At 60.8% G+C, this 21,517-nt stretch carries 20 protein-coding genes and 1 pseudogene; 16 read left to right on the plus strand and 5 right to left on the minus strand.

Annotated elements, in window-relative coordinates:
* Positions 1 to 69 precede the first annotated feature (69 nt).
* The 6 genes from FZZ93_RS15780 (at position 70) to FZZ93_RS15810 (ending at position 7,832) form a co-directional block, all read left to right on the plus strand.
* The gene (locus tag FZZ93_RS15780) at positions 70 to 1,935 is read left to right on the plus strand and encodes a type IV pili methyl-accepting chemotaxis transducer N-terminal domain-containing protein (protein WP_149323259.1); all 1,866 of its coding nucleotides are present in this window, start codon (positions 70 to 72) and stop codon (positions 1,933 to 1,935) included.
* Positions 1,936 to 1,964: 29 nt separating this feature from the next.
* Positions 1,965 to 2,624: a two-component system response regulator NarL gene (gene narL, locus FZZ93_RS15785; RefSeq protein WP_149323260.1), complete on the plus strand. Its 660-nt coding sequence runs from the start codon at positions 1,965 to 1,967 to the stop codon at positions 2,622 to 2,624.
* 232 nt (positions 2,625 to 2,856) lie between these two features.
* Positions 2,857 to 4,509, plus strand: a complete 1,653-nt coding sequence (locus tag FZZ93_RS15790) for an MFS transporter (RefSeq protein ID WP_246146241.1) — start codon at positions 2,857 to 2,859, stop codon at positions 4,507 to 4,509.
* Positions 4,510 to 4,572: 63 nt separating this feature from the next.
* Positions 4,573 to 5,838, plus strand: a complete 1,266-nt coding sequence (locus FZZ93_RS15795; RefSeq protein ID WP_149323261.1) for an MFS transporter — start codon at positions 4,573 to 4,575, stop codon at positions 5,836 to 5,838.
* A 13-nt stretch (positions 5,839 to 5,851) separates the two neighbouring features.
* Positions 5,852 to 6,418, plus strand: a complete 567-nt coding sequence (locus FZZ93_RS15800; protein WP_149323262.1) for a YIP1 family protein — start codon at positions 5,852 to 5,854, stop codon at positions 6,416 to 6,418.
* A gap of 463 nt (positions 6,419 to 6,881) precedes the next feature.
* The gene (locus tag FZZ93_RS15810; RefSeq protein ID WP_149323263.1) at positions 6,882 to 7,832 is read left to right on the plus strand and encodes a cupin domain-containing protein; all 951 of its coding nucleotides are present in this window, start codon (positions 6,882 to 6,884) and stop codon (positions 7,830 to 7,832) included.
* 160 nt (positions 7,833 to 7,992) lie between these two features.
* On the opposite strand, the gene FZZ93_RS15815 is transcribed toward FZZ93_RS15810, so the two are convergent.
* Entirely contained in the window at positions 7,993 to 9,222 is a 1,230-nt protein-coding gene (locus FZZ93_RS15815; RefSeq protein WP_149323264.1) for a Hint domain-containing protein, read from the minus strand.
* Between the two features lie 755 nt (positions 9,223 to 9,977).
* Here FZZ93_RS15815 and FZZ93_RS15820 point away from each other — a divergent pair.
* Positions 9,978 to 11,135, plus strand: coding sequence for an FUSC family protein (locus FZZ93_RS15820; RefSeq protein WP_149323265.1), 1,158 nt, complete (start codon positions 9,978 to 9,980; stop codon positions 11,133 to 11,135).
* A complete protein-coding gene (nadB, locus tag FZZ93_RS15825; protein ID WP_149323266.1) occupies positions 11,116 to 12,696 on the plus strand; it encodes an L-aspartate oxidase in 1,581 nt (526 codons plus the stop codon). The genes FZZ93_RS15820 and nadB overlap by 20 nt, the downstream gene beginning before the upstream one ends.
* A 2-nt stretch (positions 12,697 to 12,698) precedes the next feature.
* On the opposite strand, the gene FZZ93_RS15830 is transcribed toward nadB, so the two are convergent.
* On the minus strand, positions 12,699 to 13,103 hold the full coding sequence (locus FZZ93_RS15830) for a hypothetical protein (RefSeq protein WP_187774554.1): 405 nt from the start codon (positions 13,101 to 13,103) through the stop codon (positions 12,699 to 12,701).
* A complete protein-coding gene (locus tag FZZ93_RS15835) occupies positions 13,063 to 13,356 on the minus strand; it encodes an FAD assembly factor SdhE (protein WP_149323268.1) in 294 nt (97 codons plus the stop codon). Before FZZ93_RS15835 ends, FZZ93_RS15830 begins: the two co-directional genes overlap by 41 nt.
* A 245-nt stretch (positions 13,357 to 13,601) precedes the next feature.
* Here FZZ93_RS15835 and FZZ93_RS15840 point away from each other — a divergent pair.
* The 3 genes and pseudogenes from FZZ93_RS15840 to lapB all read left to right on the plus strand — a co-directional run.
* A pseudogene (locus tag FZZ93_RS15840) lies at positions 13,602 to 13,901 on the plus strand (integration host factor subunit beta); the annotation flags it as partial.
* Between the two features lie 55 nt (positions 13,902 to 13,956).
* Positions 13,957 to 14,262 (plus strand): lipopolysaccharide assembly protein LapA domain-containing protein, encoded by a 306-nt coding sequence (locus FZZ93_RS15845; RefSeq protein WP_013332624.1) that lies wholly within the window; start codon positions 13,957 to 13,959, stop codon positions 14,260 to 14,262.
* Between the two features lies 1 nt (position 14,263).
* The gene (lapB, locus tag FZZ93_RS15850; RefSeq protein WP_149323270.1) at positions 14,264 to 15,445 is read left to right on the plus strand and encodes a lipopolysaccharide assembly protein LapB; all 1,182 of its coding nucleotides are present in this window, start codon (positions 14,264 to 14,266) and stop codon (positions 15,443 to 15,445) included.
* A gap of 6 nt (positions 15,446 to 15,451) precedes the next feature.
* Here the strand turns inward: lapB and pyrF are convergent, their stop codons facing one another.
* Positions 15,452 to 16,153 (minus strand): orotidine-5'-phosphate decarboxylase, encoded by a 702-nt coding sequence (gene pyrF / locus FZZ93_RS15855; RefSeq protein ID WP_149323271.1) that lies wholly within the window; start codon positions 16,151 to 16,153, stop codon positions 15,452 to 15,454.
* Positions 16,154 to 16,379: 226 nt separating this feature from the next.
* On the opposite strand from pyrF, the gene FZZ93_RS15860 reads away from it, so the two are divergent.
* Complete coding sequence (locus tag FZZ93_RS15860; protein WP_149323272.1) at positions 16,380 to 16,712, plus strand: ComEA family DNA-binding protein; 333 nt, start codon at positions 16,380 to 16,382, stop codon at positions 16,710 to 16,712.
* 78 nt (positions 16,713 to 16,790) lie between these two features.
* Here the strand turns inward: FZZ93_RS15860 and FZZ93_RS15865 are convergent, their stop codons facing one another.
* The gene (locus FZZ93_RS15865) at positions 16,791 to 17,552 is read right to left on the minus strand and encodes an SDR family oxidoreductase (RefSeq protein ID WP_149323273.1); all 762 of its coding nucleotides are present in this window, start codon (positions 17,550 to 17,552) and stop codon (positions 16,791 to 16,793) included.
* A 163-nt stretch (positions 17,553 to 17,715) separates the two neighbouring features.
* Between FZZ93_RS15865 and FZZ93_RS15870 the strand changes: the two genes are divergently transcribed.
* From FZZ93_RS15870 to FZZ93_RS15885, 4 genes are all read left to right on the plus strand, one after another.
* Positions 17,716 to 18,258 (plus strand): FxsA family protein, encoded by a 543-nt coding sequence (locus tag FZZ93_RS15870; protein ID WP_149323274.1) that lies wholly within the window; start codon positions 17,716 to 17,718, stop codon positions 18,256 to 18,258.
* Between the two features lie 202 nt (positions 18,259 to 18,460).
* Complete coding sequence (locus tag FZZ93_RS15875) at positions 18,461 to 18,754, plus strand: co-chaperone GroES (protein WP_149323275.1); 294 nt, start codon at positions 18,461 to 18,463, stop codon at positions 18,752 to 18,754.
* A gap of 60 nt (positions 18,755 to 18,814) precedes the next feature.
* Entirely contained in the window at positions 18,815 to 20,461 is a 1,647-nt protein-coding gene (groL, locus tag FZZ93_RS15880; protein WP_149323276.1) for a chaperonin GroEL, read from the plus strand.
* Positions 20,462 to 20,642: 181 nt separating this feature from the next.
* Positions 20,643 to 21,377 (plus strand): RNA methyltransferase, encoded by a 735-nt coding sequence (locus tag FZZ93_RS15885; RefSeq protein WP_149323277.1) that lies wholly within the window; start codon positions 20,643 to 20,645, stop codon positions 21,375 to 21,377.
* Positions 21,378 to 21,517 lie beyond the last annotated feature (140 nt).

Consider the following 21,517-nt stretch of genomic DNA (forward strand, 5'->3'; position numbering starts at 1 on the left):
CCTGATGGGGAAGCGCCGGTCAGCTAGGGTATAGTGACGCCCATCGCTCACGCCTCCTCCGGAGCCCCGATGAAACTGCTACAACGCTCTCTGGCAGCCCGTATTACGGCTTCGTTGCTGGCAATCAGCACCATGGCGTTGATCAGTATCGCCGTGACCACCTGGGTCGCCGACGGCAGTCGAGGGGATGCCGCCACCATCAACTGGGCCGGGTCGTTGCGCATGAACACCTACCAGGTGATCACCGCCCTGCAGCGCTACCAGCAGGAACCGGGTGCTGCACAGCGCCAGCAGGTCGCAGAGATGGCGGAGCGTTTCACCGACCGACTGGGCAATCCACAGCCGATCGACTCCCTGCGGATATCCGACAAGCATCCAATACGCACTCACTACCAGCAACTCGAGCGCCACTGGCAGAACCAGCTAGCCCCACGAGTCGTCGCCGCCATCGACGACGATACCCAAATTGCCCCGCTTATCCATGAGCTGGAAAGGCAGGTCAACGACGTCGACCAGATGGTTTCGCTGCTCGAGCGACACAGCAACACCAAGCTTCAGCGCCTCGGTACACTACAGCTTTTCTTCCTGGCACTGACGATGATCGTCGTTGCCATCGCCCTCTACGAAATCCGCCACAACCTGGTGCGACCACTGCGCCAACTGGTGGTCCTGGCGCGCGAAGCCAGCCGGCACAATTTCAAGCATCGCAGTCAATTGCAGGGCGATGACGAACTGGCCCTGCTCGGTCGAACCCTGGACAGCATGGCCACCGAGCTGGGTACCAGTTACGCCGAGCTACAGGACCGGGTATCACGCAAGAAACAGGAGCTGGCCCGTAGCAACGCCGCCATGCAGATCCTGCATGATGGTAGCCGGGCCCTCTATGGAGGTGGCAACGACCTGTGTACCAGCGCCGCCCCCATGCTGCGCCGCCTGGAGGAACTGCTCGAGATCGGCCCGATCGGGTTATCGCTGCATGATCCTTTCGATCATCGCGAAGTGCCCATTCTCGTCACCCATTCGCCATCCCGGCCGGCCTACTGCCGCGATCACGACTGCAATGCCTGTTTGATCGATCCCAGCCCCGAGGTATTCACCGACGAGGGCAGCGAGGGGCTCGAGCGTCTACTGCTGCCCGTGAGCGTCAGTACCACGCTGCTCGGTACTCTCGAAGTTTACTATCCCGCCGAGCTTGGGCTCACCGACAGCACTCGACGCCTGCTCAATGCCCTCACCGATCAACTGGCCACGGCGGTCTATCTGCAGCGACGCATCGAACAGCAACAACAGGTATCACTGATGCACGAACGGACCATCATTGCCCGTGAACTGCATGATTCCCTCGCCCAGTCGCTGTCCTACCTGAAGATTCAGGTCGCCCGTCTGGAGCGCATGCAATCCAAAGGTCTGTCCCGAGAGGATCAGGCGCCGGTGTTCGACGAGCTGCGCACCGGGCTGGACAGCGCCTACCGCCAGCTGCGCGAACTGCTCACGACCTTCCGGCTGCGCTTCGACGGCCCGGGCCTGCAGAGCAGCCTGAGCCAGACCGTCTCAGAGTTCAGCGAACGCCTGGACTTTGCGGTGGAGTTCGATTTCGACGTACCGCCGCAACTGCTCAACCCCAACGAAGAAATCCACGTGCTGCAGATCGTCCGCGAGGCCCTGGCCAACATCCTCAAGCATGCCCATGCCCATTGGGCCCGCGTCAGTGTACGTTTCGTCGAGGCTCACCTGAGGGTCATCATCGAGGACAATGGCGTCGGCCTGGAAAGCGATGTTTCGCCGCCGATGCACCATGGCTTGGTGATCATGCGTGATCGTGCCGATACCCTGGGAGGCAATCTCCAGGTGCGCAGGCGCGATGTCGGCGGTACCCTCGTAGCCCTCGATTTCACCCCACAGACGGCTCGGCTGATTGCCCAGCAGACAGCCTGAGCGTCGCCGGCCAGCCAGAGATCCGCCAGATGACTCAGTCTCACGACACCGCCAGCATCCTGATCATCGACGACCACCCGTTGCTGCGACGCGGCGTGCTCCAGCTACTCGAGCTCGAGGACGACCTGGTCCTCGTCGGCGAGGCGGGTACGCCCGCAGAAGGCCTGCGTCTGGCCGATGAACGCGATCCCGACCTGATCCTGCTCGATCTCAACATGCCCGACATGGACGGCATCGAGACCCTCAAGCGACTGCGCGCCAACGAGTTCGCCGGGCGCATCGTAATCTTCACCGTTTCCGATCACGAGGAAGACGTGGTCGCCGCCCTGCATGCCGGCGCCGATGGCTATCTACTCAAGGACATGGATCCGGACGACATGGTCCACCAGCTACGCCAGGCAGCGCTGGGCCGCATGGTGATCAGCGACAGTCTGGCCTCGTTGCTCGCCGAAGCATTGCGCAATCAGAAAGGCCAGCCTGCCGCCCCGGACATTCATAGCCTGACCCAGCGCGAGCGGGAGATCCTGCGTGAACTGGCCATGGGACTGTCCAACAAGTTGATCGCCCGCCGACTCGACATCACCGAAGGTACGGTCAAGGTGCACGTCAAGCATCTGCTCAAGAAGCTCAACCTGCGCTCACGGGTCGAAGCTGCCGTATGGGCCGTACAGGAAGGCATGGGGAGATAAGGGGAAATACCTCCGATGATCCGGCCCGCTCTTCCGGCCTGTCCCGTAGCACCGACATGTCATCCAACTCCTTGATCCAGCAGAAAACTGGTGTTTTCCACCTCTACCTCAAAGGAGGTATTCGGCTGATTTCACGGCGTTTTTGACGCATTTCTCCATCGCCATCCCCGGCGTATCTTTCCCGACACAGCCCCTCATGGGGCCCATCGTGAATATCAGGGGGAAATGCGCCATGGACCGAGAGCGTGTCGACGCTGTACGCCGTGCAGACGAGCACGGCCTCCCACCGAAGGGTGGCAGACCCAACGCCGATATCGAGCACTGGGATGTCGAGGATACGGCTTTCTGGGAGACCCACGGGGGCCGGGTCGCCAATCGCAATCTGTGGATTTCCATACCCAGCCTGGCGATGGGATTCGCCATCTGGATGATGTGGGGCATGATCACCACGCAGATGCAGAACCTGGGCTTCCCTTTCACGGTGGACCAGCTCTTCACCTTGACCGCCATCAGCGGCCTTTCCGGCGCCACCCTGAGAATCCCCGCTTCTTTCATGATCCGCATCGCCGGCGGCCGCAACACCATCTTCCTGACCACCGCCCTGCTGATGATTCCAGCCCTGGGCACCGGTCTCGCCCTGATGAACCCGCAGACGCCCTTCTGGGTCTTTCAGGCCCTGGCCCTGCTCTCGGGTATCGGCGGCGGCAACTTCGCCTGCTCCATGAGCAACATCTCGACCTTCTTCCCGAAAGCACAGCAAGGCTATGCGCTGGGCATGAATGCCGGACTGGGCAACTTCGGCGTCACCACCATGCAGATCCTGGTTCCGCTGGTGATGACCGTGGGCCTGTTCGGCGTCCTCGCCGGCGCCCCCATGCCACTGCAAAGCACCAGCGGAACGCTCATCGGTCGTATCGAAGCCGGTACCGATGCCTGGATACAGAACGCCGCCCTGATCTGGCTGGTGTTTCTGATTCCCCTGGCCCTCGCCTGCTGGTTCGGCATGAATAACCTGCGCACCATCACCCCGCAGCCAGGCAGCCCCGCCTCGGCCTTCGGCAAGATACTCGGCTTCTATGGCGTGGGCATCGTCACCTCGGTGGTGGGCGTACTGACCCTGGGCTGGATCAGCATGTGGGTCGCCTTACCGGTCACCATCCTGCTGACGCTCGCCGCACTGCGTTCGCTGCCCGGTAATATCAAGCCGGCCATCCAGCAGCAGTTCTCCATCTTCTCGAACAAACACACCTGGTCGATGACGGTGCTCTACATTCTCACCTTCGGCTCTTTCATCGGCTTTTCCGCCGCCTTGCCGCTCTCCATCAACGTCATCTTCGGCAACATGATGGACGTGGCCGCCGATGGCAGCCTGATCCGGGTCCCCAACCCGGATGCCCCCAGCGCCCTGACCTGGTCCTGGATGGGTGCCTTCGTGGGCGCCCTGATTCGCCCGGTGGGCGGCTGGATCTCCGACAAGGTCGGCGGTTCCATCGTCACCCAGATCATCTCCGCCATCATGGTGGTGGCCTCCATCGCAACCGGCTACGTGATGATGCTCGCCTACAACGCCGCCGACCCAAACCAGTATTTCTGGATTTTCCTGGCACTGTTCATCGTGATGTTCGCGGCCAGCGGCATCGGCAACGGTTCCACCTTCCGCAGCATCGGCGTGATCTTCGATACCCAGCAGAAAGGCCCGGTGCTGGGCTGGAGCTCGGCGATTGCCGCCTATGGGGCCTTCATCGCCCCACAAGTGATCGGCGGGCAGATCAAGGCTGGCACTCCGGAACTCGCCATGTACGGTTTCGCCGTTTTCTATGCGCTCTGTCTGGTAGTGAACTGGTGGTTCTATCTGCGCAGCAACGCCTACGTGAAAAACCCCTGACATCGACGTCGTGACGACAACGGCAGATCGCAGCACCCAACGCTCAGGTAGGAGAAACAAAAAATGGCCTCCCATCGCTTCAAGCAGAATTCGATTCTGGTGGCCAATACATTCGCCTTCACCATGTGCTTCATGGTGTGGACGATGTTCGGCGAAATCGGCGTACCCATCGCCGAGCAGCTCGATCTCAATGGCACCCAGTTCGGTATCCTCACCGCGATCCCCATCCTGACGGGGTCGCTGAGCCGTCTACCCTTGGGCGCCATGACCGACCGCTACGGCGGCCGCCCGGTATTCCTCGGCGTACTGATCGCCGTGGTGCCCGCCATCTGGTTGACCCAGTTCGCCACGCAGTATTGGCAACTGCTGGCCTTGGGCGCCTGCATCGGCCTGGTCGGCGGCAACTTCTCGGTAGGCATCACCTACACCGCCAAGTGGTTCGAGAAAGAATGCCAGGGCCTGGCCATGGGCATCTTCGGTGCCGGCAACGCCGGCGCCGCCGTCACCAAGTACATCGCGCCCACGGTGATCATCATGCTGGGCTGGCAATCGGTGCCCAATCTCTATGCAGCGATCATGCTGATCACCATCCTGCTGTTCTGGTTCTTCACCTATAGCGACCCGACTCATCGGCGCCCCCAGGGGACATCGCTACGCGCACAGTTGAAGGTGCTCAACGATCCCAGGGTATGGAAATACTGCCAATATTACTCAGTGGTGTTCGGTGGCTACGTGGGAGTCTCGCTGTGGCTGACCCGTTACTACATGAACGAGTACGGCCTGGGCATCCAGTTGGCGGCGGTGATCGCCACCGTCTTCGTGCTGCCCTCCGGCGTGATTCGCGCCTTCGGCGGCTGGCTTTCCGATCGCTTCGGAGCGCATACCGTCACCTGGACCTGCATGTGGGCCAGCCTGATCGCCCTGTTCATCATGTCCTACCCGGCCACCCATTACAGCGTACAGGCCGCCGGTGGCCAGGGTACCGTGGAATTCAGCTTCGGCATTCCGGTATGGCTGTTCACGGCGGCGCTGTTCGTGGTGGGTATCGCCTGGGGCATCGGCAAGGCCTCGGTGTTCAAGTACCTATCCAACGAGTACGACGAGAACCTGGGCCTCGTCTCCGGCATCGTCGGGCTGGCTGGCGGGCTGGGCGGCTTTCTCCTTCCGATCATGTTCGGCGCCCTGGTCGATCTCACCGGCGTGGCCACCACAGTATGGATGCTCTGCTTCGGCGTAACCCTGGTCTCCATCATCTGGATGTGGTGGACCGAACGCCGGGCCCCGATCCTGACCCGTGAAAAAAAGCCCACACCCTCAGCCACTCGCTAACGGGAGCCCGAACATGAAGATAACCTCAATCATCCTCCTGCCCATCACGCGCACCGCTGGCTGGAAGGACCTGCAGCGGCGCAGGCCGTCCATCCCCACGCTGGCCTGGTGTCTGGTACTGCCCATGTCGTTGCTGCCGCCGATACTGCTCTACTACGCCGGCACCCATTATGGCGATGATTTCATGGCCGGCTTCGGCGACCGCCAGTGGCGCTTCATCACCACCATTCTGTTCCTGGCCGAACTGCTGACCTTCTTCGTCATGGGCTGGCTGATCCACGCCGTGGTCAATGCAACACGCGAGCTATCGATCGACTACCAGAACGCCTACTTGCTGGCCGCCCTGGCACCGCTGCCGATGTGGTCCGCCTCGATACTGCTGCTGATTCCCAGCCTGCTGCTCAATATCTTGGCGGAGCTGGTTGCCCTGGCCCTTTCCTGCAGCCTGATCTATCACGGCCTGCAGGCACTCTGCGAGCGACGCAGCAACGATGTGGTCACCATGTCAGCCACCTACACGGTGATGGCCGCAGGTGTCCTCGCCTGGGGGTTATTGCTGGGCATCATCCTGGCCTTTTAGAACGACCAACGTTACGCAAAGACGAATGATAGACAAAAACACCGGCCAGACATGCATGTCTGGCCGGTGCCTTGGCGCGTTTTGCTTTCCGCTCGCTCAATCTGTGTAATTCATAAAGAATCTTTCCGACTACCCTACCTACCCACACTGACCATTCCACATCTAATATTTTCTCGACATACATCTTTCTCCAGGAAAGCACACCCTACATACAGGGCTACTAAAAAAACATCTCACTTACCAGAAAACACAAACATTAAAAACACACAACATTTCCTTTCAGTCATTTATTGACACACCCACAGGACAAATATAAATTACCAAAAAATAAAGACAACCTTATTCATAAGCAATCATCTAACCCGAAAAACAATCATTCACAAACAAACCTCTCATAAACAACCAAACATCTTAAAAACAAAATACGACATGAAAGACGCATCACGAATCTATAGAGGACGACATGACAAATCACAATCTCAAGCACGATGAGCAAGAAAGCGAGATACATGGCAAAGGATACCCATTCCATATCACGCAGGAGGAAAATCAAGAACTCCGCCAGAAAGCGGCATCCGCTATTCCGTCACCGGTCATCAGCCAAGCGTCATCCTTCGACGAATACGTCCAGCAACTGATGATTCCCCCGGTAGTCATGGATATGGCCCGAAAGGCCGAAAACATGCGGCTGTCGCCCTGGGAGATAGCGGCAATGCGCAAGCATCTCGCGCCTGCCAAGCATCACGACAAAAAGATTGGTCTACTACGTAAAATTCTACACAAGAAAGCCAAGGCTGACCCGAGCCACCCACCCTATATCCGTGTTGCCTGTACTGGAAAAAGTCATTACGACTATCTCGCAGAAGCTGATGGCCATATACATAAACCCTTGCACAAGAAGAAGGGTGATGTTGGTTCCCCTGTAGTGCTTGAGATCTGGCCGGCCCAGCACTATTCTCCGATCCACTCCCACGGGGAAACGACCGGCATCGTCTTCTGCCTTGCAGGTCAACTGGATGTCATGCTTTATGGCTCCCTGGACGGGAACGCTGAAAAACTCGGCCTGACCACTCTTACCCCTGGCCAATGTGCATGGCTATCGAAAGATACCTACCCGGTTCACCGCGTCTTTTGCCCGCTTGACGGAGGAGAAGGAAAAACCGGCCCTGGCTTCATCAACTCCACCGAGGAGTTTGGTGCCAGCTTTCATGTTTACCTCAATGAAGACGAAACACCCATGATGCCCCATGACGAAGAGGAGCATCATGACGACAACGAGCAACATCACTCCCATTCCAGGAATGCCTTCGACTTCATAAAAGAAGAAGACAGTAAGAAAGGGACGTTCAAGACACATTCCGACTTGTCCTGGCATGTCCTGCGTCGCGTCCTGGCAGAAACTGACCTCACCTGAGGTGGACACATGCATGCTCGTCGGCGGATCGAATGAGCCCTGGTGGCTCGATCCGTTATGATCCCAGCGCGACCCGAGACGCCTAATTGAAAAACACCGGCCAGACATCCATGTCTGGCCGGTGTTTCGGGAGGGGGAAGCTATACGTTCAGTAACTGGCTCAGGCGGTCTTGGCAACCGACATCACGTCCTCGATACCCAGGCGCTCACGCAGGGCCAGGGGTAACAGGCGACGCGACGAGATACGGTGGCGGGGCATCTCGACGACGCGCGTCTCGATACCGTAGAGCGCCACGTACTCGGCATAGTTGTCGAATGCCTGACGGTCGACATAGTCGACGTAGGTCTCGGCCTCGGTGCCGTTGGCGAGAATCACCTCGTGATTATCCGTCTCGATGTGGTAGTAGGTCACCGCGTCGGGCAGTTCAGAGCCCGGCACGTAATCGATGGTGTCGTGGTTGATCAGCGCACCGGCGTTGATCACCAGGTCATCGAGAATGACACCGTGGCTGGCGGTGAGAACCAGATCCTGATTGGGGATGCCGGCGGCCAGGGCGCCTTCACGGATCCGCACGGGGGAGTAATTCCCAGCCGCGGCCAGCCGACGGATGGTTTGGCGGCCGATCCACTTCACCGGCACCTGCTTGCCACTGGCCGTCATCACCAGATCGCCGATCGACAGCGTCTCCACGGCAGCTTCGCCGTCAGGCGTGCTAATCATCGTGCCTGCCGCGAAGCAGACCGGATAGGTAAACTTACCCCCGGAGAGATAGGCGTCAGGATCTTTCAGGAACTCTTGATATTGTTCCTCCGTCATATCGACCCTGGCGACGACCTTACCGCCGATCAAGTCATTGCCCTGTACCAGATTCAACTGGCCATCCCGATAAGCATCCTGCCAACCGAGGAAGCCTTCATCCAGTGACCAGTCACCACCACCGAGATTGAGCTGATCGCCTTCTTGCATTCCCTTGACGTTGAAGGTGTAGTTGTCGAGCAAGCTGACAGTGGGTTTTTCGAAGGTGAAGGAGCCGGTACCGTCGCCGGAAAACTCGACCTCATACGAGCTCAGCATGTTTCCTACGCTCAAAGCCCCCGCATCAAACGTAATGCCACTGTTGTCTCCAACGCCAAACTTCATGCTATTGAGAACGCCTAACTTCCCAATGCCTTGATCAATTAACAGATTCCCGCCATTGATGGCATTGAAAGTAGCAGACGATCCAGCCGTAACGGAGGCAATCCCGTCGACTCGAGTGTCGACACCATCGACGGTCAGCTCCGATGAGCCAAGAGCGGAGATCGCGAAGGAGCTACCGGCCGCTTCATCGCCTTCGCCAATCGTAACCGTCTGGTTTCCTCCGAGGTCTATCTGGATTCCCGAGGCCATAATCAGTTCCCCCAAATGTGAAATATAGTTAATAAAACACCACCTGAGAAAGTGATAACTCAGGAGCGGGGAGAATGACCCAGCCTTCAAACGCTTTCAACTGAGTTAACAATTCTTCATCTTGATACAAGAACCTATCTTTAAAAACCAATCAAACAACAAACAAACCACTAAGACCACGTAAAAATCTTCGCACATCCATATTCGATTGTACGAAATCTCCTCTTTCCAGATTCAAAAAAACATGTATTAGCCCAACAAACAACCAACCAACAACACCCAAACCACTATTCCCCTTACCCTCTTTCAGACCCTAAAAAACTAAATCATATAAATCATATAAATCACGCTAATATTTATTGGGATTAAATATCTGCGCATGAAATATGCTGCAGTGCATAGATGGAGAACTGTCCACTCGACATCGAATTGGAGCAATCTCGATACCCCACCCGAACCATGCGGGATCTGGGGTCGCGTACTCCTATGACCCATGATTAGCGAAGCAGTAACGCACCGGGCTATGTCCCTTCCCTGCTCGGCGATCCGGGGCGGCTTCCGTGCTATAATAAGGCGCAGTTCGCCACCGCGATCCTATAACCCCATGATTTCCAAGAGAGTTGCATGACAAGTCAAGCCCAACTCCTCCTCGGGTCAGGGCATCGGAGGGTCTCGACGATCGAGATCGCACGCTCAGCGCCCATTTCTCATCACCTGGCGCCTTGCGTCGAGCAACATAACGGGTTGGCCTCACCATGATTCTGGCGCGACTGCGCGACCCCTATTTCACGCATCGCCACCGCCGTACCCTCCACGTCATGCGTGTCGCCCTGGCACTCAGCGTCACGTTCGGCATCATCCAGCTCTTCACCATTCCGCATAGTGGCTGGGCCCTGGTCAGCACCGTGATGGTGATGGGTAACCTGCCGCACATTGGCGGCGTGCTCGACAAGGGACGACAGCGCCTGCTCGGCACCATCTTCGGCGCCCTGTGGGGGCTATTGCTCATCCTGTTCCCCGAGCGCATTGCCACCCTGGTGCCACTCGGCAGCCTGCTCGGCATCGCCTTCGTCACTTGGTTCACCTTCAGCAAACGCTACGGTTATGGCGGTTTGATGTTCGCCATCACTCTGTTGCTGGTAGTCGGAGATGGCACCCATGACCTCAGCGTTGCACTGTGGCGCAGTTTTGATGTTCTGCTGGGCACCCTGGTCGGCATTGTCGTGACCATGCTGGTCATGCCGCACAAGGCCACCGACATGCTGCGTTTCATGCTTGCCGACAATCTGGATCGCATGGCCCGGCTATATCATGCCCATACCTCGGCGACCTCGGCGCCGGACCTGGATACCCGCGAGTTGCTCAAGCACTGCAGCGGGCTTTTGGTCAAGCAGCGTGGTCTGGTCGACGCCATCCATCGCGAACGGCGTCTGCGGCGTGGCGAGCTCGATGACCTCATCTCTCTGCAGCGCCGAATGCTCTCCACCATCGAGTTGCTGCTGGAAACCCACTGGAATACCCGGGCCGGCCATGACCGCATCGACGCCATGCATGGCCTGCGGGATCAGCAACATACGCTGGCTCGCAATCTCGGCACCCTGGCCTTCCAGGTCCGCACCGGTCATCCGGTCGAGGTCGACATCCCCCCTTTCGACCTGCAACGCCACGCGGAGCTCGCTGGCAACGCCTATGGAGAAGATGGCCGCAAGCTCTTCAGCCCAAGTGGGTATCTGTGGCTCAATCGCGAACTGGCCCGCCTCAGCGGTGCATTGATCGAACGCCTCGGCGGCCTGGAACGCCTTCCCAGCCGCCGACTACGCAAGCGTGCCCAGCGCCATGGCCTAAAGGCCCCGTATCGGGGCCAGACCCGCACGCCCCATCAAGGAGAGTCGGATGACCGAGAGCCATCATGACGTGCTGATCATCGGCGGCGGCGCCGCCGGCCTGGCACTGGCGCTAGAGATCGCCGATTGCCGCCCCGTGACCCTCTTGCAACCCAGCCCGGATTCCCGGGGTGCCAGCCGCTGGGCCCAGGGTGGCATCGCCGCCGTCCTCTCTCCCAGCGACGATGTCGATGCCCATGTCGCCGACACTCTGGTGGCCGGAGATGGCCTCTGTGACGAAGCCGCTGTGCGCTTCACCGTGGATCAGGGCCCGGCCGCCATCGAATGGCTACTATCGCTCGGCGTGCCCTTCACCCCCGATCCCGACCCGAACGCCGGCTATCCTTACCACCTCACCCAGGAAGGTGGCCACGGCGCCCGCCGCATCATTCATGCCGACGATGCCACCGGCCGAGCGGTGATCGAGACCCTGGAAAACCATGTCGGCGCACATCCTGGCATCACAATACGCCACGACCTGAGTGCCATCGAACTGATCACCGATACCGCCGGCCATTGCCGGGGCGCTCGCTGTCTCGACGAGGCCGGCCACTTATATGCACTGATGGCGCGGGACACCGTGCTTGCCACCGGCGGCGCCAGCGGGCTGTATCGCCACACCACCAGCCCGCATCCCGCCAGCGGCGAGGGCATGATGATGGCCGCCGAGCTCGGCGCAGAACTGATGAACCTCGAGTTCCAGCAGTTCCACCCCACCTGCCTCTATGATCCCGAAGGCACGCCCTTCCTGATCAGTGAAGCCGTCCGCGGTGAAGGCGGCTATCTGCTCGGGGCCGATGGCCAACGCTTCATGCCGAACATCGATCCCCGGGCCGAGCTTGCACCACGGGATATCGTTGCCCGAGCCATCGATAGCGAAATGCAGCGCAGTGGCATGGACCACGTCTGGCTGGACATCCGCCATCTGGGCGAGGAAGCGATTCGTCACCACTTCCCCACCATTCATGCCCATTGCGCCTCGCGCGGGCTAGACCTTGCCCGCTCGCCGATCCCGGTGGTGCCCGCCGCGCACTACAGTTGCGGCGGCGTCAGTACCGATCTCGCGGGAGCCTCCACGGTACCTCGCCTCTACGCCATCGGTGAGGTCGCCTGCACGGGCTTGCACGGTGCCAACCGCATGGCCAGCAACTCCTTGCTGGAATGTCTGGCCTTCGCTCGCGGCTGCGCACGGCACCTGGCCGAGGAAACGGCCGGCAGTACGGCTCCTCTGATCGAGCGCGCTCAGGGAACACAGCCAGTTAGCCGCGAACTGATCGCCGAACTGCGTGAAGCCATGCGCGGTGTGATGAGCGCCAGGGTCGCCATCGTGCGCCGCGACGCTGGCCTGGACGAAGCCGCCAGCACGCTGGCCGAACTCAGTGAACGCCTCGCCCCTCACCTGGCCGAATCAACGCCCGACACCGATGCCACCAGCCTCTGGCATGCACTGCGTCTGGCCAGGCTGACCGTCGCCTGCGCGCGCGCGCGACGCGAATCACGTGGTTTGCACCATAATCCCGACTGCCCACTGCATGCCGATACCACGCCGATGCCCTCACGCATTCACCTGAGTGCGCTACAGGCGCCGTGAAATCACGACCCGCCAGTCGACAATAGGGCGCGGCGCAACTCCCGCAACCTGGCCGGATCGGCGCTGTCCGGCCATAGCCAGAGACGCCGCCGGCCAATACGCAGCCCGATCAGCCACGGGCCGAGGTAATCGCAACGCAGCTCGATATCACGCCAATCATCATGCCCGCCGTCACGCCAGCTCCAGCGGGGCGGCGCATTATCCCGTGGTGCGAATCGAAGCTCGCCGCGAGGGGCACATTGCGCGACACGTACCAGCACGCCGGTGACCACCAGCGCCCCCGATACGGCCAGCCAGGCCGGTGCCCACCAACCCAACACCCCGACCACGCCGCTCCCCAGGCCGGCGTGGAGTCCCACCGACAGCCTAGAGGCCGCGAGAGGAATGGTTATCGGTGTTCTCGGCATGCTCGACGATCATCTTCACGATACGCCGGCGCTCGGGCTCCTCGGGCCAGTCACGACGCATCAGCCAGAAGAACAGATCCTGATCCTCTTCGCTGATCAAGGTCCGATACGCCGCCTGATCCCGCTCATCGAGGTCGTCATAGCGTTGTTCGAGGAAAGGAACCAGCAGCAGATCGAGTTCCCACATACCGCGCCGGGAATGCCAATATAGACGCTTGCGCTGGGCGCTTGCGGCGGACGCATCATCGTTCAAGGTCGGCCTCGTTGCATCAAATGAGTGTCTCGGCAGTATACCCGAGACGCGCCAGCACGAGCAGTGGAGTGCAGCGGAACATGGAACGTCCGTGCCGCCGGGATATCAGCCGTGAGACATATCGCCTCTCAGACTCCCCCTTGTGGCTAAGGTTGTAGTGCGTTGTTTTCTCGAGAATTGCACAGTATGCTGAAGCAAACAATTGACTCGGCACAGGTCGACCCCGCCGGGCATCACGGAGAGAGCCGATGACCAAGTCCGAACTGATCGAGCAGATTGCCATGCGACAGCCGGAGCTGTCGGTCAAGGATGTGGAAACCGCCGTTCGCATGATACTCGACGATATTACCGGCACCCTGGCCGATGGCGGTCGGGTGGAAATTCGTGGTTTCGGCAGCTTCTCGCTGCATTACCGCGAGCCGCGCACCGGCCGTAACCCCAAGACCGGCGACCCGGTCGCGCTGAGCGGCAAGTTCGTGCCACACTTCAAACCCGGCAAGGAGCTGCGCGAGCAGGTCGACGCCAGTCGCGCCCTTGGCTACTGAACACCGGCCACTGCCCGGCTGACCACTCTCAACCATACGATACGGGAACTCGCACATGCGTTGGCTAAAAGGCCTGATCATGGCCATCATCCTGCTGGTGGTATTGCTGGTCGGCATTCTGTTTGCCGTCAACAACCAACAGGCCCTGCCCCTCAACCTGATCTGGGTCGAACTGCCCGCGGCCTCGCTGTCCGTCTGGCTGCTGGCCTCACTGGCCATCGGCGTGCTGCTTGGCATGCTGGCCATGAGCGGCGTCTACCTGCGTCTGCGAGCCCTGCTGACCCGCGCACAACGTCACAATCAGCAGCAGCGCAAGGAACTCGACCGGCTACGCATCCAGGAGATGAAGGAACTCCCCTGAGATGCCCGACGTTCTGCTGCTAGCCCTGTTGTTGGCGGCGGTCGCCATCGGATGGTGGCTGGGCCGCCGTGAACGCCGAGGCACCAGAGTGACGGGGACGTCGCCCACCCTGGCCCGCGATTACTTCGTGGGGCTCAACTACCTGCTCAACGATCAGCAGGACCGAGCCATCGAGACCTTCATCGGTGCCCTCGAAGTCAACAGCGACACCATCGAGACTCACATCGCCCTCGGCAACCTGTTCCGCAGCCGTGGCGAAGCCGACCGCGCCGTGAAGATTCACCAGAACCTTCTCGCTCGCCCGAGCCTGTCCGGTGATCAGGGAGATCGCGTCCAGTTGGAGCTTTCCCGCGATTTCCTCCACCTGGGGCTACTGGATCGCGCCGAGCGCCTGCTGCTGGGGCTCGTCAAGGACGCCCATGACGACGAACTATGCCGGTCGGCCAAGCGCCTGCTGGTCGATCTGTTGGAACGCGAGGGGGAATGGCAGGCCGCTCTGGACGTCGCCCTGCCGACTCTGGTCCGGCAACATGAGGATATTCGCCGCGCCGCCGCGCATTGGTTGTGCGAACTGGCCAACCAGGAACGTCATTCGGCAAGTCCCGTGCTGGCCCGGCGCCACCTGAAGCAGGCCTTGTCGACCGACGGACGTTGCGTACGCGCCAATCTGCTGCTCGCCGACATGGCCTTGGACACCGGCCAGTACCGGCAGGCCATTCGCCTGTTGAGCCGTATACCGGATCAGGACAAGGCCTTCGTGCCGACCATGCTGGAACCACTGAGCCACGCCTACCGACTGCTCGACGACGAAACCGGCCTCATCCGGCAACTCGAATCGCTACTGGAGCAGGCCCCCTACACCAGCGTGATCATCCTGCTGGCCGAAAGCCTGCGCCGCCATCACGGCGATGCGCATGCCGCCCTCGAGCTGGTAGGGCAGCAACTCAACCGCGAGCCCAGCCTGGGCGCCGTCGATTACCTGATGCGGCTCTATCGCCAGGACACCGCTGCCGACGACGAGCGCATCGAGCTCTTGCAACACCATACCGACACCCTGCTCAAGGCCTTGCCCCGCCATCGCTGCCGCCGCTGTGGCTTCAGCGGCGAGCAGCTCCACTGGCAATGCCCGCGCTGCCGGAGTTGGGGGACCACCAAGCCGATTACCGGCATCGAAGGCGAGTAGGCTTCATCAACCGAGGGCAAGTTCGCGCTCGATATCCGTCAAGGCGGCCATGGGATCACTAGCCTGGGTGACCGGCCGCCCCACCACCAGATGCGTACTTCCCGCCGCCATGGCGGATGCCGGCGTCATGATGCGGCGCTGGTCGTCTGCGGCGGCCGAGGCCGGCCGAATGCCCGGCGTCACCTTGAGGAAGGAGGCGCCGCATGTCTCGCGCAACCGCTCGGCCTCCATGGACGAGCAAACCACGCCATCCAGACCACAGTCCTTGGCCAGCGTCGCCAGGCGCATCACCTGCTGTTCGGCCGAGGCCGTGATACCCACCTCGGCCAGGTCCCGCTCTTCCATGCTGGTCAGTACCGTCACCGCGATCAGCTGAGTCGACAGCGCATGCTGCTCGAGGCGTTCACGGGCGGCCTCCATCATCCGACGACCGCCGGCAGCATGCACATTGACCATCCACACACCCTGCTCGGCGGCGGCCTGCACGGCACCCGCCACAGTGTTGGGAATGTCGTGAAACTTGAGGTCGAGGAACACCTCGAAGCCACGCCCGTGCAATGCCTCCAGCACATCGGGACCACTGCGGGTGAACAGCTCCTTGCCCACCTTGAGCCGGCAACGCGCCGGATCGAGTCGATCGGCCATGCACAGGGCAGCATCCAGCGAGGTGTAATCGAGCGCGATGATCAGAGGAGAGGCGGTTGACACGAACGAACTCCTGGGCGGTTGAGTGATTCGAGCCAGTATATCAGTCATCCACCTCACCGCACTTGGCCGATCTCGCGCACCGAGTGTCCTCGATCACCGCATTGCCTTTCCCGCATTTGCCTACACCCGCATCGGGCTGACGGCACTAGCTTGAAGATGGGCATATCACCTTGCCCACGCCAACAACTCAACGTTTCGATCAGCAAATTCCAATAAGGAGGTCGGCATGCATACCGACATCAAGGGACTGACCACCGGCCTTGGCCTGGCGCTGCTCCTGGGCATGGCACAGCCCGTACTGGCCGAGGACACCACCGACGCATCCGCCGCCGATTCCACGTCGGCATCCGACAACATGGCCCAGATCGCCCCCATCGACATCAATACCGCGGATGCCGCCCTGCTCTCTGAACTACCAGGCATCGGCGACGTCAAGGCCTCCGCCATCGTCGAGGAACGCGAGGCCAATGGCCCCTACGAGAACGCCGACGACCTGACCCGGGTCAGTGGAATCGGCACGGCGACCGTCGAGGCCCTCGAAGATGACGTGACCTATTAACCAAACGATCATTGATAGCCGAACGATTTCCTCCTGCGCACAACGCCACCGGCACGGCCGGTGGCGTCAGCACGACATTTACAGCCGCAGCCCTCCATCACACTCCATGATCCGGCCGGTAAAGTAGTCATTCTCGAAGATGAAGGCCACGCTTTCGGCGATATCCTCCGGCTGCCCCAGGCGCTTCAAGGGCACCCCCGAGGTAATGCGCTCCAGCATGTCTTCGCGGATCGAGGCTGTCATCTCGGTCTCGATGAAACCCGGCGCCACGCCGCCAACACGAATGCCATGACGTGCCAGCTCACCAGCCCAGGTAACGGTCAATGCCGCCACACCGGCCTTGGCTGCCGAATAGTTGCTTTGCCCCTTGTTGCCCGCCCGGGAAATACTCGAAATATTGACGATCACGCCTTCCCGTCCTGCCTCGATCATGCGCGCCGCTGCTTCACGGCCGCACAGAAAGACGCCGGTCAGGTTCACATCGATGACGCTCTGCCATTGCGACAGCGACATGGTGCTCTCCACCCGGCCATCCCGGGCCTTGACCAACATGCCATCACGAACGATGCCGGCATTGTTGACCAAACCATCGATGTGGCCAAGCGAGGACTCGATGGCAGAAAACGCCTCGCGAACCGAGCCTTCTTCAGCCACATCGGCCACGAACCCATGCACCTTGATACCGGCGTGCGCCAAGCCACCAATGGCCTCATCGAGACGCTCGCCGTCCCTGTCGAGCAATGCCAGAGTCGCGCCACGGCGTCCCAGCCGTTCGGCCATTGCCAGGCCCAGTCCCTGGGCACCACCGGTAATGGCGATGACCCTGTTGTCGAGTAGCATGCATGCCCTCCCAATATTGTCCCGATAGCAAATGAATGAAGGCTGGACACCGAGTCTACGCTGCCAACCGAGCTGCGCCATCCTCCCTTGGCATCAGGCTTGGCCATCTTGATTTTTCCTCTCTCGCCCCCATGTCGTGGTCAACCGTCACACTGGAGTCATCATGCCTTTTCTTGTCATCTTCACCGTTTTCGCCTTACTGGACTTCATCCTGCTGTTTTCGATCGGCAGCCAGATCGGGCTGCTGACCACTCTGGCCCTGGTACTCGGCACAGGCTTCATCGGCCTGCATCTAATCCGCCGCGAGGGCGTGGCCACCTTCGCCCGGGCACAGGAACGCATGGCTCGCGGCGAAGTGCCATCCGGCGAGCTATTGACTGGCGCCGCCCTGATCTTCGGCGGTGCTCTGCTGATGGCGCCGGGCTTCCTCTCCGACGCCCTGGGCTTCATGTGCCTGATTCCCGACGCACGACGCCTGCTGGGCAAGCTGCTCGGCTGGCTCGGCCTGCGCATGGGCGGCGTTCACGTCCAGGGCGCCAGCTATCGGTCACACGCCAATAGCAGTGCCAATACCCGCGCCAACGCCGATGCCGACTGGCAACAGGCCGATGCACAGCGCGAAGCAGGTGACACCCATCGTCAGGACGATACCAACGGCCCACTCGAAGGGGATTTCATCGGTCGCGACGAGCATCGCCGGCGTTGAGAAATTTTTTATCGACGAGGGCTTGAAAGGCGCCCAGCCAGCCCCACTTATCCGACAGCATCGAGTTTCGACTCCGGTTTTGCCGGAGTCATTCACACGGAAGGCGAAGGTCGCCTTCAGCCTGCGGGGCAACCGTGGGTGGATGATGTCAACCGCCGTGGCAGCGACGCCCGGCACAGCAACTATCAGGAGAACGTGAGCAATGAACATCCGTCCCTTGCACGATCGCGTCGTCATTCGTCGCGTTGAAGAAGAGCAAAAGACCGCAGGCGGCATCGTGCTCCCGGGCAGTGCCCAGGAAAAGCCGACACGGGGCGAAGTGCTCGCCGTCGGTAACGGCCGGATTCTGGAAAGCGGCGATGTCCGTCCGCTCGACGTCAAGGTCGGCGATACCGTGATCTTCAAGGAAGGCTTCGGCGTCGAGAAGCAGAAAATCGACGGCGAAGAAGTGTTGATCATGAGCGAATCCGACATCCTGGCCGTCGTCGAAGGCTGAGCCACGACGCCGTACACGCTCGAATTCTGACGTTCACGAACTCACAGGAAGCATACGAAAATGGCAGCGAAACAAGTCAAGTTCTCCAGTGATGCACGCACTCGCATGGCGAAGGGTGTCGACACCCTGGCCAATGCCGTCAAGGCGACCCTGGGTCCGAAGGGCCGCAACGTGGTGCTGGAAAAATCTTTCGGCGCGCCGACCGTAACCAAGGACGGCGTTTCCGTCGCCAAGGAGATCGAACTCAAGGACAGGTTCGAGAACATGGGCGCCCAGATGGTCAAGGAAGTCGCTTCCAAGACCTCCGATGTCGCCGGTGACGGCACCACCACCGCCACTGTGCTGGCCCAGTCCATCGTCACCGAAGGCCTGAAAGGCGTCATCGCCGGCATGAACCCGATGGACCTGAAGCGCGGCATCGACCAGGCTGTCGAGGCCGCCGTCAAGGAAATCGGCGAGCTGTCCGTGCCGTGCACCGACTCCAGCGCCATCGCCCAGGTCGGCACCATCTCCGCCAACGGCGACAAGCGCATCGGCCAGATCATCGCCGACGCCATGGAGAAGGTCGGCAAGGAAGGCGTCATCACCGTCGATGAAGGTCGTGGCTTCGACGACGAGTTGGATGTCGTGGAAGGCATGCAGTTCGACCGCGGCTACCTCTCGCCGTACTTCGTGACCAACCAGGACACCATGGCGGTGGAACTGGAAGACCCGTTCATCCTGCTGGTGGACAAGAAGGTCTCCAACATCCGCGAACTGCTGCCGACCCTGGAAGCCGTCGCCAAGGCCGGCAAGCCGCTGGTCATCATCGCCGAGGACATCGAGGGCGAAGCCCTGGCGACGCTGGTGGTGAACAACATGCGCGGTATCGTCAAGGTCGCCGCCGCCAAGGCGCCCGGCTTCGGCGATCGTCGCAAGGCCATGCTGCAGGACATCGCCATCCTCACCGGCGGCACTGTGATCTCCGAGGAAGTGGGCCTGGATCTCGAGCAGACCACCCTGGACCACCTGGGCACCGCCAAGCGCGTGACCATGTCCAAGGAAAACACCACCATCATCGATGGCGCCGGCAAGGATGGTGACATCGAAGCACGCGTCAGCCAGATCCGCGCCCAGATCGAAGAGACGTCCTCCGACTACGATCGCGAGAAGCTCCAGGAGCGTGTCGCCAAGCTGGCCGGCGGTGTCGCCGTGATCCGCGTCGGTGCCGCGACCGAGTTCGAGATGAAGGAGAAAAAGGCTCGCGTCGAAGACGCCCTGCACTCCACTCGCGCCGCTGTCGAGGAAGGCGTGGTGCCCGGTGGTGGTACCGCCCTGATCCGCGTGCTGACCAAGATCGCTGGCCTCAAGGGCGAGAACGAGGACCAGACCCACGGCATCGCCATCGCCGTGCGCGCCATGGAAGCCCCGCTGCGTCAGATCGTCACCAACGCCGGTCAGGAAGCTTCCGTAATCCTGAACCGCGTCAAGGACGGTGAAGGCAACTTCGGCTACAACGCCCAGACCGGCGAGTTCGGCGACCTGTTCGAAATGGGCGTGCTGGACCCGGCCAAGGTCACGCGCAGCGCCGTGCAGTCCGCTGGCTCCATCGCCGGCCTGATGATCACCACCGAGTGCATGATCGCCGACGACCCGGACGAGAAAGAATCCGGTGGCGGCGACATGGGTGGCATGGGCGGTATGGGAGGCATGGGCGGCATGATGTAAGCCGACCTCCTTCCAGGCCCCGCCTGAGACAAACCCCCGCCGGGAAACCGGTGGGGGTTTCTTTATGCGAAAAGGAAGAAGGAAGAGAGAAGACAGACAATGTAGAATCTCCGCCAATATGGAACACGCTGGCGTCTCTTCCCTCTTACGTCTTACGTCTTAGCCCTTACATCTTTTATCTATGTTGTCGAACATCCGCATCGTTCTCGTCCAGACCTATCACCCCGGTAACATCGGCGCCTCGGCGCGGGCCATGAAGACCATGGGACTCACCGATCTGGTACTGGTCAATCCCCGCTGTTTCCCCGATCCCGAGGCCTCCAGGCTCGCCGCCGGGGCAGAAGATGTCGTCGACCAGGCCCGCGTCGTCACCTCGCTGAGCGAAGCGGTAGCCGACTGCGTGCAGGTGGTAGGCGCCAGCGCGCGGCTGCGCAGTTATCCTTTGCCTCACTACGACGAACCCTCGGAGATGGCCGCCAGCCTGGTCGACAATGCCCGGGAAGCGCCCGTGGCACTGGTCTTCGGTCGCGAGCGATTCGGCCTGACCAACGACGAGATTCGTGACTGCAGCCACCAGGTCAGCATTCCCGCCAACCCAGACTACGGCGTGCTTAACCTGTCCCAGGCCGTACAAGTCCTGGCCTACGAGACCTTCGGCGCCTGGCGTCGCCTCCCCGACAGCGATTACCAGGCCCCCCGCCATACCTCGATGCCCTTGCCCACTCGCCAGCAACTCGGTCATTTTCATGACCACCTCTCGCGGGTCATGCATGCCAGCGGCTTCATCACCCAGCCTCATGCCCGCACCGAGGAACAGTTGCGTGCCTTGTTCGATCGCGCCCAGCCCACCAGGCGTGACATCTCGCTGTTGCGCGGCCTGTTGAGCTCCCTGGAAGAAGGCATTGGCGACCAGTGAGCGACCGTCAACGAACCGTCATCCCAGCGACACAGGAATGTCATCGCATTACGCGATAGTGAGCCTGTCCGAGGATGGGACGCGGCAAGGGACACTGCCAATATCGTTGCCAGGGACGCCAAGGGGCAGGATGCCCCTCA

The sequence above is a fragment of the Halomonas eurihalina genome (genome assembly GCF_008274785.1).
Lineage (GTDB): Bacteria > Pseudomonadota > Gammaproteobacteria > Pseudomonadales > Halomonadaceae > Halomonas > Halomonas eurihalina.

Excerpts from the sequence above, each read along its gene's own strand:
- FZZ93_RS15800 (WP_149323262.1), top strand. The coding sequence starts at position 5,852 with ATGAAGATAACCTCAATCATCCTCCTGCCCATCACGCGCACCGCTGGC.
- FZZ93_RS15790 (WP_246146241.1), top strand. The coding sequence starts at position 2,857 with ATGGACCGAGAGCGTGTCGACGCTGTACGCCGTGCAGACGAGCACGGC.
- FZZ93_RS15860 (WP_149323272.1), top strand. The coding sequence starts at position 16,380 with ATGCATACCGACATCAAGGGACTGACCACCGGCCTTGGCCTGGCGCTG.
- FZZ93_RS15845 (WP_013332624.1), top strand. The coding sequence starts at position 13,957 with ATGCGTTGGCTAAAAGGCCTGATCATGGCCATCATCCTGCTGGTGGTA.
- FZZ93_RS15820 (WP_149323265.1), top strand. The coding sequence starts at position 9,978 with ATGATTCTGGCGCGACTGCGCGACCCCTATTTCACGCATCGCCACCGC.
- lapB (WP_149323270.1), top strand. The coding sequence starts at position 14,264 with ATGCCCGACGTTCTGCTGCTAGCCCTGTTGTTGGCGGCGGTCGCCATC.
- FZZ93_RS15875 (WP_149323275.1), top strand. The coding sequence starts at position 18,461 with ATGAACATCCGTCCCTTGCACGATCGCGTCGTCATTCGTCGCGTTGAA.
- FZZ93_RS15795 (WP_149323261.1), top strand. The coding sequence starts at position 4,573 with ATGGCCTCCCATCGCTTCAAGCAGAATTCGATTCTGGTGGCCAATACA.
- FZZ93_RS15870 (WP_149323274.1), top strand. The coding sequence starts at position 17,716 with ATGCCTTTTCTTGTCATCTTCACCGTTTTCGCCTTACTGGACTTCATC.
- nadB (WP_149323266.1), top strand. The coding sequence starts at position 11,116 with ATGACCGAGAGCCATCATGACGTGCTGATCATCGGCGGCGGCGCCGCC.
- FZZ93_RS15815 (WP_149323264.1), bottom strand. The coding sequence starts at position 9,222 with ATGGCCTCGGGAATCCAGATAGACCTCGGAGGAAACCAGACGGTTACG.
- FZZ93_RS15810 (WP_149323263.1), top strand. The coding sequence starts at position 6,882 with ATGACAAATCACAATCTCAAGCACGATGAGCAAGAAAGCGAGATACAT.
- FZZ93_RS15865 (WP_149323273.1), bottom strand. The coding sequence starts at position 17,552 with ATGCTACTCGACAACAGGGTCATCGCCATTACCGGTGGTGCCCAGGGA.
- FZZ93_RS15885 (WP_149323277.1), top strand. The coding sequence starts at position 20,643 with ATGTTGTCGAACATCCGCATCGTTCTCGTCCAGACCTATCACCCCGGT.
- narL (WP_149323260.1), top strand. The coding sequence starts at position 1,965 with ATGACTCAGTCTCACGACACCGCCAGCATCCTGATCATCGACGACCAC.
- FZZ93_RS15780 (WP_149323259.1), top strand. The coding sequence starts at position 70 with ATGAAACTGCTACAACGCTCTCTGGCAGCCCGTATTACGGCTTCGTTG.
- FZZ93_RS15830 (WP_187774554.1), bottom strand. The coding sequence starts at position 13,103 with ATGCCGAGAACACCGATAACCATTCCTCTCGCGGCCTCTAGGCTGTCG.
- groL (WP_149323276.1), top strand. The coding sequence starts at position 18,815 with ATGGCAGCGAAACAAGTCAAGTTCTCCAGTGATGCACGCACTCGCATG.